The sequence below is a fragment of the Bacillus altaicus genome (assembly GCF_042136375.2).
Lineage (GTDB): Bacteria > Bacillota > Bacilli > Bacillales > Bacillaceae_G > Bacillus_A > Bacillus_A cereus_U.
Genome location: NZ_CM143394.1, coordinates 1,173,398 through 1,188,307, shown reverse-complemented (window position 1 = coordinate 1,188,307; position 14,910 = coordinate 1,173,398). Strand labels below are relative to the sequence as shown.

The window sequence follows — 14,910 nt, the reverse complement described above, 5'->3', positions numbered from 1 at the left end:
TTACGCTCGTTTGAATTGTTGTAAGAAACGTACATCATTTGTATAGAAATGACGAATGTCATCTACGCCGTATTTCAACATTGCGATACGCTCTGCGCCCATACCGAATGCGAAACCTTGATATTCTGTTGAATCATAACCAGCCATTTCAAGTACGTTCGGGTGAACCATACCTGCTCCTAAAATTTCGATCCAGCCAGTCCCTTTACAAGTGCCACAACCTTTACCGTGACACATCATACAAGAAATATCCATCTCTACAGATGGCTCTGTGAATGGGAAGAAACTTGGACGAAGACGGATTTCACGATCTTCACCGAACATCTTTTTCACGAATACTTGCAGTGTACCTTTTAAGTCACTCATGCGAATGTTTTTATCAATTACAAGACCTTCAATTTGCATGAATTGGTGTGAATGCGTCGCATCATCGTCATCGCGGCGATACACTTTACCAGGACAAATAATTTTAATCGGTCCTTTTTCTTTATTCTTTTCCATCGTACGTGCTTGCACAGAAGATGTATGTGTACGTAGTAACGTTTCTTCTGTAATGTAGAATGTATCCTGCATATCACGCGCTGGGTGATCTTTCGGTAAGTTTAATGCTTCGAAGTTGTAGTAGTCTTTTTCTACTTCTGTTCCTTCAGCTACTTCATAACCCATACCGATGAATACATCTTCAATTTGTTCAACAACTGCTGTTAACGGATGGTGACAACCTGTTTCAACAGGACGACCTGGCAGTGTAACATCAATTGTTTCAGTAGCTAATTTCGCTTCAATTACTGCTTTTTCTAAGTTGCCAATTTTGTCTTCTAGACGCGTTTGAATCGCTTCACGTACTTCATTTACTAATGCTCCCATACGTGGACGCTCTTCTGCTGATAATTTTCCCATGCCGCGTAATACTTCTGTAATTGGACCTTTTTTCCCTAAATACGCTATACGTACGTCGTTTAAGCCCTTTAGCTCTTTCGCTTCTTCAATAAGCTCTAACGCTTTTTGCTTTAGCTCTTTTAAACGTGCTTCCATTTGGAACCCTCCTAATTTTAAAAATAAAAAAACCTCGCTCCCAAAAAGGGACGAGGTAAATTCGCGGTACCACCCTAAATTGACAGAACAAGTCTGCCCACTCATTAGTTATAACGATCAATTCTGACCGGAACGCCTTTACATATAAATGGTCCTGGCGCCAACTCCAGAGGTGAATTCACTTCCATCTACCATAAGAATGCTTTCAGTCTACGGCACTCTCTCCCTATATGGCGATTTTGTAAGCTACTCTTCTCTATCAACGTTTTTCGTTATTTAACTTTTATTGTATGTTCATTACGAACATATACTTCAACTTATTATAAGAAGTTTTTTATTTGTTCGCAACTGGGCTTTGTAAATAATACGTTAAAATCCCTGCTGCAACCGCAACATTTAATGATTCTGCCCCGCCGTAAATCGGAATATACAAGTTTTGATCACTTTTCGCAAGAATTTCTTGGCGTACGCCGCTTCCTTCATTTCCTACAATTAATGCAAAACTTCCGGCCGGTGTTACTTCACCAAATGGAACTCCATTTTCAAGAGCTGTTCCATATACAGGGACGTTATTTTCTTTTAACTTGTCTACCCACTCTTCTAAGTTCCCTTTTACAACCGGTAGGTGAAAAATAGAACCTTGTGTAGAGCGTAATGCTTTACTATTATAAACATCAACGCACCCTTCTCCAAGCACAACGGCATGAATACCAGCTGCATCAGCTGTACGAATAATCGTTCCCAAATTACCTGGGTCTTGAAGGCCGTCTAATAAAAGAAATTTCCCATCCGTAAGAGCTACTTCTTTCTCATGTTTCTCACAAACAGCAAATACGCCTTGCGTTGTTTCTGTTTCGCGAAGTACTTTTACAATTGCTTCAGGCACAATATACATTTCAACATCATTAACTGTCCAATCTTTCGGAAGATCTGTCTGATCTGAAACGATAAGTTCTGTTACAACTCCTGCCTTTAACGCTTCCTCTACTAAATGGAATCCTTCTACAAAAAATAACCCTTTGTTATCGCGCTCTTTTTTCGTCTGCAGTTTTTTCCACTGCTTCACACGCGGGTTTTGTACTGAATCAATGTTTTTCATAATATGTATTTCCCTCTCTTCTTGTCTTATCATTATAGCCTATTTTTCATACATATTTACATAAAAAAGAACAAAAACTAACGTCAGTTTCAATTCTGAAGAAGAGGTGAAGATAATGAGTTTTAATTTACGCGGCGCTGTATTAGCGAATGTATCTGGAAATTCACAAGACCAATTACAAGAAACGATTGTCGATGCAATTCAAAGCGGTGAAGAAAAAATGCTTCCAGGTCTTGGCGTTTTATTCGAAGTCATTTGGAAAAATGCTGATGAAAATGAAAAACACGAAATGTTAGGAACACTGGAGCAAGGTTTAAAAAAATAAGCAATAAAAGGTCACCTTAGAAAAAAAACTAAGGTGACCTTTTATGTCTATAGATTTTTTCTTCTCCTAAACATTTCTACTTTACTAACGCTGATTGATGGAGTACAATGTTCAAAATACATTTAAACCGATCGATTTTTCTTCATATACATCATTGGATAAAAGGAGTGAATGTTTTATGCACCGTATTACGCTTGAACAAATTTTTAAACATCACATTACACAAAAATATGTAAACCGTTCTGGAATGGTCCACGCGATTGCTGTCGCTTACCATGCGTTTCACTTAGCCAAAAAGCATCACGCCTCAGTCGATGCTGCGACAAAGGCTGGCTTCCTTCATGATATCGGACATCATACGTGGTACACAAGCGGCGAATGGGACTATGACTTGTATAAAAAGAATGATATACATGCGATTAAAGGGGCAGAAAGATCTCATAAATTGCTTATTAGATTAGGAGAACATCCGAAACTAGCAAAAGAAATTTCCGTTGCAATTCTTCTGCACACTGATTCTTTCCTACTAGAACAAACACTTGAAAGAACACCTCTACAAAACGTTATTAAGTGGGCGGATGAAGCCGATGAAGAGCCAGGCGGCGCACATCATTATAGAACGATTTCTTATGAAAAAGCATTGAAAGCAATTCAGCAATTAGACCGATTGGTAGAGCGTGAATTACAAATAGAGCAAAAGAAATCGAATGACAAGGCAGAACATAGTTATCAATGAGAAAGAGGCATCACTACAGAGTGATACCTCTTTTTATTATTTTATAACAACTTCAAAAGAAGCTAAATGCTTCTGAATAATACTTTTTATAAGTCCGCCGTATTGGTCGATAATAAAATATAATGCTTTTTCGTTCCTTTTCCTTAGCTGATTCGCAACGTTCTCTTCTGTAATTTTCATATGCCCCTCCTCTCTAACATGCTCTACGTCTATTAATTCGTATCGTTACTACTTATTTCTATCAAATTATATATATTTATTAATAATATCCAAAATAAAAAAGCAGGGAATTTAATTCCCTGCTTTTCTATTTCGTTTATTGCTTGATGGTAAGAAGAACGATAACACCCAAGCAATCCCTGCTAATATTGTTGCAATTAAGAAGGCATCATTAATACCATTAATTGCAGATAGCTTTGAAATTTGTCCGAATAATAGTTGCGTGCTCATCGCATCTCCTGCTTGAGCTGATCCAGCAACTGCAGCTAGGCTTTGGCCCATGCCGTGCACTTTATCAACTAAAATTGGGTTTGACGTTGTTAACATATTGCCGTAATCCGCTACGTGAGCAGTAGTTTGTTGCGTCATAAGCGTGATTAATATCGCTGTTCCAATTGAACCAGCTACTTGTCTTGACGTATTTTGCGTTGCTGTACCGTGAGAAATTAATTTCATCGGCAGTGCATTCATACCAGCTGTCATAATTGGCATCATAATGAATGACATACCAATTGAGCGTATAATATAATCCGTCATAATAACGCTATACGGTGTATCCATCGATAACGTTGTAAATTTATATGTCGCAAATGTTGTAATGGCTAATCCGACAATTGCTAACGGACGAATACCATACTTATCAAATAGTTTACCTGCAACTGGTCCCATAATTCCCATAATTAATGATCCTGGAAGTAATAATAAACCTGATTCCATCGGTGTAAAACCGCGAATGTTTTGCAAGTATACTGGAAGTAATAACATACCTCCGAATAAGGCCATCGTTACAATCGCGTTAATTACTAATGTGAAAGTGAACGTCGGATATTTAAATACTTGTAAATCAAGCATTTTATTGTCTGTTGTTAACTCTCTCCAAATAAATACCGCTAAACCAATGACACCAATGATAAGTGTTATAACAACTTCTGCACTAGTCCAACCATTATTTCCAGCTTCACTAAATCCGTACAGTAAGCTACCTAGTCCAATACTTGAACTAATAACACCGAATACATCTAACTTAGTTTTAGACACTGGCTGGGCTAGTGTAAAGAATTTTAAAGATAAGAACGTAATAATTAAACCGATAACAAACATCCCATAGAACATTAAGTTCCAGCTATAGTTTTCAATTACCCAACCTGTTACAGTTGGTCCGATAGCCGGTGCTAAAATCATCGCTACCCCTAGTAATCCCATAGCTGCTCCGCGCTTATGAGGAGGGAATAATGTCATGAAGATATTCATACCAACTGGCATTAAAATACCTGCACCAACCGCTTGAATAACTCGGCCCGTCATCATCATTGTGAAGTTTCCTGATGTAGCACAAATGATAGATCCTACAGTGAAGAATAACATTGCTGCTATGAATAATTTACGATACGTAAACCGTGAAACTAAAAATGCACTAATCGGTACTAAAATTCCGTTTACAAGCATGAAGCCTGTAATTAACCATTGTGCTGTTGAAGTTGATACGTTAAATTCATTCATTAATGGAGGCAGTGCAACATTAATGATCGTTTGGTTTAAAATAGAAACGAACATACCGAGAATTAATACAGCTACAACTGCCTTTACATTCACATTCTCTACCGGCAATTGTCTCTTCAGCATTTCTTTTTCCTGTTTTACTTGCTCTTGCTTCCCTGTTTCTAATTCCACTACGTTAGAAGCTTCTGTTTCTTGTTTTTGTTCAAGTTCTTTCTCTACTGTTTCTGCTTGACTTACTTCTATCTTACTTACGGCTGGGACTTGTTCTTCTCCCACATTCGTTTTTTTCTTTCGTAAAAGACGATTTATAAGGAAGAAGACGATTATACAAAATAGTGCATATCCTACAATTGCAATTGAGGACATCTCATCTCCCCCTTACTTATGAATACGAACTGACACATTCATTCCAGGAACAATATTTACTGATTTACTATGATCTAAAGAAATTTTAACTGGTACAACTTGCTTTACTTTCGTATAGTTCGCTGTTGCGTTACTTGATGGTAACATCGAGAATGTATTCGCTGTTGTTAATCCAACTTGTTCTACTTTTCCTGTCAATGTTGTATCTGGATATGCATCTACATACACATCTACTGTTTGGCCTTTTTGAACATCATCAATATTTGTTTCTTCAATATTTGCTGTTACCCATAAATTGCTCATATCAAATGCATAAGCAATCGGGCTACCTGCTCCAACGAATGCATTAGTTGTTGCATTTGATTGTACAACTGTTGCATTTTGCGGAATTGTTACATCTACTGTTTGCTCACCATTTGCTCCTGCTACAGTAACCGCACCTAATTTATCGTTCTCATTGTAGTTTTTTCCGACTTCAGCTTTCCAGTCCGTTAACTTACCTGCTACTGGTGATACAATTGGGATTACTTTCCCGTCAATCTTTGCATTTTCTGTTTTTAAATAGTTTTCCGCTTGATTGTAATAGTAATAACCGCCAATACCGCCGCCAACTAATACAATTAATGTGATAATGTTGATAATTACCATTCTTCGAAACTGATTCATTGCATTCCTCTCCTTATATCGCATATAATTTTTTTCTAAACTATTTACATCCTTAGTGTTTATATTGTTTAATTGTTAATTATATTAACCTTTAAACAAAAAAAGCACACCTTTTACGACGCAAACTATGTTTTGTCTGCATCCTAGCGGTGCTGATTTCTAAAGGACTATCGTTTATAATTATAAATAATTATCCCAAATCTACAACCAACAATTTAAACATATATGTTGTTTAAACAACATTACACTACGCGTGTGTTGTTTAAGTTAAAAAAATTAAACGAGGTGAAGTAAAAATGTCTATTAAAAATACAAATGATCCACGTGTAAAACGAACGAGACAACTCATACAGGATGCTTTTGTCGCTTTAGTAGGCGAAAAGGGCTTTGAAAATGTAACTGTGCAACATATCGCGGAACGTGCTCCTGTAAATCGTGCTACATTTTATAGCCATTACCATGATAAATATGATTTATTAGAAAAAAGCATAGAAGAAATGTTAGAAAAACTAGCTGAAGTAATTAAACCACAAAAACGAAATAAAGAAGATTTTCAGCTCACATTTGACTCACCACATCCAACCTTTTTAGCTTTATTTGAACATATAGCAGAAAATGTGAACTTCTATAACGTTATGCTTGGTGATAAAGCCGCTGGAAATTACTCTTATAAAATGATGAAAACAGTCCAAACACATTTAACATTAAGCTTATCTATTTCACAGCCTGATGATGAAGAACTCATGGTTCCTCGTGACATTCTTATTAGTTATGTTACAGGGGCTCATATTGGAATGATTATGTCATGGTTAAAAAGAGGCATGATTTATACCCCGCATTTCATGGCAATGCAATTAACTCGCTTAATTATTTTAGGAGCTCATACTGCAGCAGGATTAGAACGACCGTTTTAAAAATGGAAAAAGCGAAGGAAATTACCCTTCGCTTTTTTCTATTAATTAAATGTAATGTTATGTACAGCCTCTTTATCAAGACGTTTAATAACTTCCACAATTAACTTCACTGCGTTTTCATAATCATCACGATGTAACATCGCTGCATGAGAATGAATGTAGCGTGTCGCAATCGTAATTGCCATAGACGGAATACCATTTACAGAAATATGAATTGCTCCTGCATCCGTTCCCCCGCCCGCTACAGAATCATACTGATATGGAATTTGTAATTCATCAGCAACATCAACAACGAAATCACGTAAACCTGTATGACCAATAACAGAAGCATCATATAGAATGATCTGCGGGCCATCACCCATTTTACTTTGTGCTTCTTTTGCTGTTACACCTGGTGTATCCCCAGCAATACCAACATCTACAGCGAATGCGATATCTGGCTTAATATAGTTTGCAGATGTTTTCGCACCACGAAGACCAACTTCTTCTTGTACAGTCCCAACGCCGTATACAACGTTTGGATGCTTTTCATCTTTTAATTGTTTTAATACGTCAATTGCAATTGCACAACCAATTCGGTTATCCCATGCTTTTGCAAGTAACATCTTTTCATTCTTCATCACTTGGAATTCGAAGTACGGTACAACTTGATCTCCTGGTCTTACGCCCCACTCCATCGCTTCTTCTTGGCTAGAAGCACCAATATCGATGAACATATCTTTAATGTCAACTGGTTTTTTACGAGCTTCTGGAGGTAAAATGTGCGGTGGTTTTGAACCAATTACACCTGTTATATCTCCTTTACGCGTTACAATCGTTACACGCTGTGCAAGCATAACTTGCGACCACCAGCCACCAACCGTTTGGAAACGAAGGAAGCCTTTGTCATCAATTTGCGTAATCATAAAGCCAACTTCATCTAAATGACCTGCAACCATAATTTTTGGGCCGTTTTCTTCCCCAACTTTTTTCGCAACTAAACTTCCTAAATTATCAGTAGAAAGTTCATCTGCAAACGGCTCAATATATTTCTTCATTACTTCACGTGGTTCACGCTCGTTACCCGCAATACCACGTGCGTCTGTTAATTCTTTTAGCATTGTCAATGTCTCGTCTAATTTTATCATTGCCAACACCCTCCTTTTTCTTCAGTCACTTTATTATACAAAAGGAAATTGAAATATTCAAAAATTAAATTAGTACCCTTGTGTTTGACGCTGATGATTTACTTCATTTTTATCTAAATATGCTTTTTCAATTTCTTCTTGTTCAAATTCAAGCGCTTGTCCAAGGCGAAGATAGCTTGTAAATAATTCAATATAGTTCGTGATAGAAGGTTGATCTGTAAAACGAATCACTTTCGCATATGTGTCTAAGAAAATTTCCACTTGTGTTTTATTCGTTTGCGCACATTTATAGAATAAGAAGTTTTTATCAATTCCTAAATCGATTCCGATTGATAAAATAAAATGCAAACCATCTACGTATTCTTCTAATATTACTTCACGTTCTGACGCTGGTTTATTGCTCCAATATTTAAAACAACGTGTTTCATTTGCAAGTTCTCCAATTTCTACAAGAAGAGCTAACATTTTTTCTTTTAACAATTTCTTCGGTTGTAAGTCATGCTCTTTCACAATACGGTCATCTAACTCTTTTTGTAATTTAAATAGTTGTAGTAAGTCCATTCTATTGTCCTCCTCCAACATCGCATTTTCCGCAACAATGTTGTTTCATCTCAAAGTTCATTATTATTTTTCGTTTCTTATTAACAAGTCAGCTACCTACATCTTTATAAAGATAGCTTGTCCTTAATTTGCAAATACGTTTCAATCATCACTCATAGATTGTTCACTTGATGAAAGTTCCATATCATCCTTCCATTATAGCAGTGTCGTTTCTGCTAGGAAAGATACACTTCTCACGAATGAGTTCAAATAAAAAAAGTCAGGAGGATTCTCCTGACTTTTTTTATATATTCTTTTATATCGCTATAGATTTTATATTGATTTTGTCATATCGATAACGACACGTCCGTTAATCTTTCCTACTTTCATGTAAAAAACTCCTCGTTATCGTTACAAAAGTTCTTACAAGCACATCTTAATATACTAGAGAGAAATAACTCATTTAATTGTGACGACACTAAGCGGGAAATTTTACAAGTTATTGAATCGTTATAATGAATACAAATAAAAAAACCTTAGAAGAAAGATCTTCTAAGGTTTTAAACAATTAGTTAATGTTGTTTTTTGCAACTGTTGCTAATTCAGCGAAAGCTTTTTCGTCATGAACAGCTAAGTCAGCAAGCATCTTGCGGTTAACTTCGATGCCAGCATTTTTTAAACCGTGCATTAAGCGGCTGTAAGAAAGACCATTCATACGAGCTGCTGCGTTGATACGTGTAATCCATAATTTACGGAAGTCACGTTTCTTTTGACGACGGTCACGGAATGCATACATTAGAGATTTCATAACCTGTTGGTTAGCAACCTTAAATAATGTACTCTTAGAACCGTAGTAACCTTTTGCTAATTTTATAACTTTTTTACGACGTTGACGAGTAACTGTACCACCTTTTACTCTTGGCATAATATTACCTCCTAGTTTGTTCTATATATCAGCCGAACTTATTTTAAGTTGTCAAGCATTTGACGAATGCGTTTGAAGTCACCAGCGCTAACTACACCAGCTTTACGTAGTTTACGTTTAGCTTTTGTAGATTTGTTAGCGAATAAATGGCTTGTGTAAGCGTGAGAACGCTTCAGTTTACCAGATCCAGTCTTTTTGAAACGCTTTGCAGCGCCGCGATGAGTTTTTTGTTTAGGCATAGGTATTTCCTCCTCTATCTATTACTTATCGTTTTTCGGTGCTAAAACTAAGAACATACTACGTCCTTCCATTTTAGGCTTAGATTCAATTGTACTAACTTCAGCACAAGCTTCTGAGAAGCGATCTAAAACACGTTGACCGATTTCTTTATGAGTAATGGCACGTCCTTTAAAGCGAATTGACGCTTTAACCTTGTCGCCTTTCTCTAAAAACTTGACAGCATTACGAAGTTTTGTGTTAAAGTCATGTTCATCAATTGTTGGACTTAAACGAACTTCTTTCATGCTAATTACTTTTTGATTTTTGCGCTGTTCTTTTTCTTTCTTCTGTTGCTCAAAGCGGAATTTACCGTAGTCCATAATGCGGCATACTGGCGGTTTCGCATTTGGAGCAACCAATACTAAATCAAGATTAAGACCTGCAGCTAAGTCTAAAGCGTCATTACGAGACTTGATTCCAAGTTGATCGCCGTTTGCGCCAACTAAGCGTACTTCACGTGCACGAATTTGCTCGTTAATCATCATATCCTTGCTAATAGTAAGCCACCTCCAAGGTTTTCTTAGAATACGTTTTGCAATTGTAGAACCCGAACAAAAAAAGTGCGGGCACACGGCACCCACACTTGTAATATCTCTAGTAAGAAATACATTTACCTGCTAACTGCGAATGCGTCCATCAGGTGAGAAGCGGGTGCTTCTACTTGTCAAAACCATATTCTATTATCCTTGATGAGTTTATCATAGGACATGACGTCTGTCAAGAAGACGCGATGTGTTTTACTAACAACAAGAAACATTGTAACAAACAACCAGCATACTTGCAATACTTTTTTATGATAAGTATTGTTTGGTTATTTTTTCTAGATTTTCTTTTTTATAATATATAAAAGAGCCGCGGTATACCGCGGCTCTTTCTTATCGTTTTCCTTCTACTTTAATCATGTCAACAAACGCATCTAATGCGATTGTTTCTGATTTTTGTTCCCCATATTTACGTACGTTAACGCCATTTTCAGTAACTTCATTGTCACCTACTACAAGCATGTACGGAATCTTTTGCATTTGTGCTTCACGGATTTTGTAACCAATTTTCTCTTCACGAGTGTCTACTTCAACACGGATACCAGCACGTCGTAATTCATCTTGTACTTTCTTCGCATAGTCTAAATGTACTTGCGGAGAAACTGGAATTACTTGCGCCTGAACTGGAGCTAACCAAGTTGGGAATGCGCCTTTGTATTCTTCAATTAAGAAGGCTACGAAACGTTCCATAGTTGATACAACACCACGGTGAATTACAACTGGACGATGTTGTTTACCGTCTTCACCAACGTAAGTTAATTCAAAGCGTTCTGGAAGTAAGAAGTCTAATTGTACAGTTGAAAGTGTTTCGTCTTTTCCAAGTGCAGTACGAACTTGAACATCAAGTTTTGGACCATAGAATGCCGCTTCACCTTCAGCTTCATAGTAATCAAGACCCATTTCATCCATAGCTTCTTTTAACATACCTTGTGCTTTTTCCCACATCTCATCATCAGCATAATACTTTTTAGTATCTGCTGGGTCACGATAAGATAGACGGAATGAATAGTTTTCTAAACCGAAATCTTTGTACACTTCTAACGTTAAGTTTACAACACGTTTTAATTCTTCTTTAATTTGATCTGGACGAACGAAAATGTGCGCATCATTTAAAGTCATTCCGCGTACACGTTGTAATCCAGATAATGCTCCAGACATTTCATAGCGGTGCATTGTTCCAAGTTCCGCAATACGGATTGGTAATTCACGGTAGCTGTGAATATCATTTTTATAAACCATCATATGGTGAGGGCAGTTCATTGGACGAAGAACTAACTCTTCATTATCCATTTCCATTGATGGGAACATGCCATCACGGTAATGGTTCCAGTGACCAGAAGTTTCATAAAGCTCTCTACTTCCTAATACTGGAGTGTATACGTGATCATAGCCTAAGCTTGCTTCTTTATCAACGATATAACGCTCGATAATACGGCGAATTGTTGCACCTTTTGGTAACCAAAGTGGTAAACCTTGTCCTACTTTTTGGCTATTAGTAAATAGTTTTAACTCTTTACCTAATTTACGGTGATCGCGCTCTTTCGCTTCTTCAAGCATAAGTAAGTGCTCATCTAATTCTGCTTTCTTAACGAATCCAGTACCGTAAATACGTTGTAACATTTTATTATTGCTATCGCCGCGCCAGTAAGCACCAGCAACACTTAATAATTTAAACACTTTAATTTTCCCTGTAGATGGAAGGTGAACACCACGACAAAGGTCGAAGAATTCGCCTTGCTCATAGATTGAAATAACTGCATCTTCTGGAAGATCGTTAATTAAATCTAATTTTAACTCATCGCCGATTTCTTCAAAGCGACGAAGTGCTTCTGCACGTGGTACTTCATGACGAACGATTTCTAAGTTTTCGTTCACGATTTTTTGCATTTCTTTTTCGATTTTTTTGAAGTCTTCAACTGTAATTGCTTCTTCCATATCAATATCGTAGTAGAAGCCATTTTCGATTACTGGACCAATGCCAAGCTCAAGCTTAACATCTTTATATATACGTTTTAACGCTTGTGCTAAAAGGTGAGCTGTTGAATGGCGTAAAATATATAAGCCATCTTCAGAGTCTAATGTAATAATAGAAACTGCACCATCTTCTTCGATTGGTGTAACAAGGTCGATCATCTCATCGTTTAATTTTCCAGCCACAGCTTTTTTCTTTAAGCCTGGGCTAATAGAAGCTGCGATTTCTTCAGTTGTTACTCCTTTTGGAAACTCCTTCACAGCTCCATCAGGGAAAGTAATTTTAACTACATCTGCCATCACTGGTCACTCCTCTTTTTTTTCAAAATAAAAAACACTCATCCCATAAAAAGGGACGAGTGTTGAATTCGTGGTTCCACCCTTGTTCCAATTAACCTTATTGTTAATTGCTCAAGTTCAACATAACGGTGTTGTCCGTTAGCAATTACTAGAAAAACGTTCACTGCTAAAGTTTAGAGGTGGTAAGTAATAATCCCGTAATAGGAAGCTCGCACCCTAAGGCTTCCCTCTCTGAAAATCGTAGAAAACTACCCATGTCCTCATCATAACATTTCGATATATTTCATTTATGTAGGTAATTATATGCTCAAAAACTTAGAAAATCAAGGGCGTTACCTTTATTTTTTAAATTTTTCACGTTGCGCTCAAATTCATGTAATCCATGTAGTTGCACTCGTTCCTGAAATACATTTCGCAAAGTAATAATCATATTATGATCTTGTTCTTTCGTATATAAATAAATCTTTTTCGGCGAAATAGAAAGAAGTGGTGCAATTACTTTCGTATCAATATATACATCCTGTTTCTTTAATAATTCTTCATCTATATATTGAACCAATTTATCCTGTTTTAAACGTCTACCTTTATCATCATAGAAAATAAAACTTTCATCAAAAATAAGATGCACACAGGACAAACGTGATTTCCGGCTACTTACTTGTTGGCGAAGTGTCTCAATGAACATTTGATATTCCTGCTCCATCTTATACTCATCAATTGCAACTTCAGCAAGCCTAGCTATCATTTCCCTATATGTACGAAGACGAAAACGAACGTATGATGAAAACGAGAATGAGAGCGGATCACAAAGCCAATCATTCAAAGACGACGCAATATAAGATTCAAATTTTTGACGTGTTAAATCACGAGCTACTCCTTTTCTTCTTTCCTTTAAAATCTCATGTGCCATATGCAATATTTGATAGCACTCTTCTTGTTCTTCATAAAAAAACTTTTCCTTTAAAATGGTGTGAATCCATTCATTTTGTTTCACATTCATAATGAAATATAGTAATACTGGCAATAAAATCTTTTCAATATAATTCGATTCACATAATGGTATATGGATAACAACCTTTTGTTCGTTTAAATATACACTTGTTTCCTTATATAAGGATTCCGTTCTTTTCGTTAGTTGTCTGTATACGTGCACAGCATCATTTTTTTCTTCGAAGCAAATTTCAATCACTTTTGTCCCCCCCTTTATCCCCGCTCTAAAGGATTGCATCTATACGTTACAAATCCTATAAGAGTCCGATCTATGGAAGTTCACTCTTAGTAGAAACCTATCTCCCATTGTTAGAACATCCACTCGATATGGCTTGCTAATTTTATATATATTAAGGGAGGGAGAAAAAAATGATACAAGCTACTCTGAAAAAATGATTAAAATAAAAAAGAGCAAGCTTCTCAGCTCGCTCTTTACTTATTACGACGGTTCTTCCCGCCAATTGGGATTGGCTTCGCTAAATATTTAATTCGTTCCATAATACGGGCCGCTTTCATCTCTTCTGCTTCACCGCGCTGTGTATACGTTAAATGATGTTCCAACTGTTTGAAATCAAAGTTAGATGTAAAGAACGTCGGTAAGTTTTCCAACATACGGAACTGTAAGATTGCACCGAGTACATCATCACGTACAAAACTTGACATCGCTTCTGCCCCGATATCATCTAACATTAATACTTGTACACGTTTGACAGCATCAATCTTTCCGCTAATCGAATTATCTTGAATCGAACTTTTGATTTCACGTAAAAATTCAGGGAAGTATACGAGCATCGAACTAATTTTCTTTCGCGCAAGCTCATTTGCAATTGCCCCTAAAAGATACGTTTTCCCTACACCAAATTTACCGTACAAATATAAACCTTGTGCTTTTTTACCTGGTTCGTATGTGTTTAAAAATTCATTCGTTGCACCTATTGCATCAATACGTGCATCTAAATCTGAAGGGTCTAAATTTTCCATAGTTGCCTGCAAAATGTCAACTGGCATATATACACTTTGAACAAGTTTTTCATATTTTTTTCTCTCATCATATGCTACTTTTCTAATACAACGATCGTATTGAATATCAATCATCTTACCTTGGATGACGAGCTTCGGCTCATATCCTTGTAGCATATTTTTACATGACCCTAAATCTGGACAATCCGCACACCCTACACTTTGTCCAATATATTCATATAACTTCACAAGACTTCGTTCAATCATAGAAGTCGTTACTTCACCTTTATGTTCGTCTATAAATTCTTTCACACGAGGGTGCGCCATCACTTCTGCCTTTAAGACTTCATATCTATTTTTAAAGTTTTTATTTTCCATTAATTTCGTAAATGAATTTTGAATATGCTCCATTTTCT

Annotated in this window: 15 protein-coding genes, 1 pseudogene and 3 other annotated features; of the genes and pseudogenes, 3 read left to right on the top strand and 13 right to left on the bottom strand. The window is 36.6% G+C overall.

What is annotated here, in order from left to right; translation table 11 throughout:
• Both pheS and ACE38F_RS06255 read right to left on the bottom strand, forming a co-directional pair.
• Nucleotides 1–1,035, bottom strand: coding sequence for a phenylalanine--tRNA ligase subunit alpha (gene pheS, locus ACE38F_RS06260; protein WP_215554360.1), 1,035 nt, complete (start codon nucleotides 1,033–1,035; stop codon nucleotides 1–3).
• 43 nt (nucleotides 1,036–1,078) lie between these two features.
• Nucleotides 1,079–1,307, bottom strand: a binding site (T-box leader).
• A 62-nt stretch (nucleotides 1,308–1,369) separates the two neighbouring features.
• Nucleotides 1,370–2,167, bottom strand: coding sequence for a TrmH family RNA methyltransferase (locus ACE38F_RS06255; protein WP_078172719.1), 798 nt, complete (start codon nucleotides 2,165–2,167; stop codon nucleotides 1,370–1,372).
• 82 nt (nucleotides 2,168–2,249) lie between these two features.
• Here ACE38F_RS06255 and sspI point away from each other — a divergent pair, with 82 nt between their 5' ends.
• Together sspI and ACE38F_RS06245 are read left to right on the top strand one after the other, a co-directional pair.
• Nucleotides 2,250–2,459 (top strand): small acid-soluble spore protein SspI, encoded by a 210-nt coding sequence (gene sspI, locus ACE38F_RS06250; RefSeq protein ID WP_000009511.1) that lies wholly within the window; start codon nucleotides 2,250–2,252, stop codon nucleotides 2,457–2,459.
• A gap of 178 nt (nucleotides 2,460–2,637) precedes the next feature.
• Entirely contained in the window at nucleotides 2,638–3,195 is a 558-nt protein-coding gene (locus ACE38F_RS06245) for an HD domain-containing protein (RefSeq protein WP_002160276.1), read from the top strand.
• 45 nt (nucleotides 3,196–3,240) lie between these two features.
• On the opposite strand, the pseudogene ACE38F_RS06240 reads toward ACE38F_RS06245, so the two are convergent.
• The 3 genes and pseudogenes from ACE38F_RS06240 to ACE38F_RS06230 all read right to left on the bottom strand — a co-directional run.
• A pseudogene (locus ACE38F_RS06240) lies at nucleotides 3,241–3,375 on the bottom strand (DNA replication protein); the annotation flags it as partial.
• Between the two features lie 111 nt (nucleotides 3,376–3,486).
• Nucleotides 3,487–5,280 carry a DHA2 family efflux MFS transporter permease subunit gene (locus tag ACE38F_RS06235; protein WP_375369968.1) on the bottom strand — a complete coding sequence of 598 codons (1,794 nt, stop codon included), beginning with the start codon at nucleotides 5,278–5,280 and terminating at the stop codon, nucleotides 3,487–3,489.
• A 12-nt stretch (nucleotides 5,281–5,292) separates the two neighbouring features.
• Nucleotides 5,293–5,946, bottom strand: coding sequence for an HlyD family secretion protein (locus ACE38F_RS06230; protein WP_215554363.1), 654 nt, complete (start codon nucleotides 5,944–5,946; stop codon nucleotides 5,293–5,295).
• A 296-nt stretch (nucleotides 5,947–6,242) separates the two neighbouring features.
• Between ACE38F_RS06230 and ACE38F_RS06225 the strand changes: the two genes are divergently transcribed.
• Nucleotides 6,243–6,860, top strand: a complete 618-nt coding sequence (locus ACE38F_RS06225; RefSeq protein ID WP_002067422.1) for a TetR/AcrR family transcriptional regulator — start codon at nucleotides 6,243–6,245, stop codon at nucleotides 6,858–6,860.
• A gap of 41 nt (nucleotides 6,861–6,901) precedes the next feature.
• On the opposite strand, the gene ACE38F_RS06220 is transcribed toward ACE38F_RS06225, so the two are convergent.
• The 8 genes from ACE38F_RS06220 to dnaI all read right to left on the bottom strand — a co-directional run bounded on the left by ACE38F_RS06220 (nucleotide 6,902) and on the right by dnaI (nucleotide 14,905).
• The gene (locus ACE38F_RS06220; RefSeq protein ID WP_375369970.1) at nucleotides 6,902–7,987 is read right to left on the bottom strand and encodes a M42 family metallopeptidase; all 1,086 of its coding nucleotides are present in this window, start codon (nucleotides 7,985–7,987) and stop codon (nucleotides 6,902–6,904) included.
• Between the two features lie 69 nt (nucleotides 7,988–8,056).
• Nucleotides 8,057–8,548, bottom strand: coding sequence for a dUTP diphosphatase (locus ACE38F_RS06215; protein WP_000365057.1), 492 nt, complete (start codon nucleotides 8,546–8,548; stop codon nucleotides 8,057–8,059).
• Nucleotides 8,549–9,095: 547 nt separating this feature from the next.
• Entirely contained in the window at nucleotides 9,096–9,452 is a 357-nt protein-coding gene (gene rplT / locus ACE38F_RS06210) for a 50S ribosomal protein L20 (RefSeq protein ID WP_001138364.1), read from the bottom strand.
• Between the two features lie 38 nt (nucleotides 9,453–9,490).
• Nucleotides 9,491–9,691 (bottom strand): 50S ribosomal protein L35, encoded by a 201-nt coding sequence (gene rpmI, locus ACE38F_RS06205; protein ID WP_001125945.1) that lies wholly within the window; start codon nucleotides 9,689–9,691, stop codon nucleotides 9,491–9,493.
• A 21-nt stretch (nucleotides 9,692–9,712) separates the two neighbouring features.
• Nucleotides 9,713–10,216, bottom strand: a complete 504-nt coding sequence (gene infC, locus ACE38F_RS06200) for a translation initiation factor IF-3 (RefSeq protein ID WP_002015470.1) — start codon at nucleotides 10,214–10,216, stop codon at nucleotides 9,713–9,715.
• A gap of 63 nt (nucleotides 10,217–10,279) precedes the next feature.
• Nucleotides 10,280–10,400 (bottom strand) — a sequence feature (ribosomal protein L20 leader region).
• A 206-nt stretch (nucleotides 10,401–10,606) separates the two neighbouring features.
• Nucleotides 10,607–12,544, bottom strand: coding sequence for a threonine--tRNA ligase (thrS, locus tag ACE38F_RS06195; protein ID WP_375369971.1), 1,938 nt, complete (start codon nucleotides 12,542–12,544; stop codon nucleotides 10,607–10,609).
• Nucleotides 12,545–12,592: 48 nt separating this feature from the next.
• Nucleotides 12,593–12,820 (bottom strand) — a binding site (T-box leader).
• A 31-nt stretch (nucleotides 12,821–12,851) separates the two neighbouring features.
• Nucleotides 12,852–13,733, bottom strand: a complete 882-nt coding sequence (gene ytxC / locus ACE38F_RS06190) for a putative sporulation protein YtxC (protein WP_375369973.1) — start codon at nucleotides 13,731–13,733, stop codon at nucleotides 12,852–12,854.
• Between the two features lie 233 nt (nucleotides 13,734–13,966).
• On the bottom strand, nucleotides 13,967–14,905 hold the full coding sequence (dnaI, locus tag ACE38F_RS06185) for a primosomal protein DnaI (RefSeq protein ID WP_002015473.1): 939 nt from the start codon (nucleotides 14,903–14,905) through the stop codon (nucleotides 13,967–13,969).
• Nucleotides 14,906–14,910: the final 5 nt, after the last annotated feature.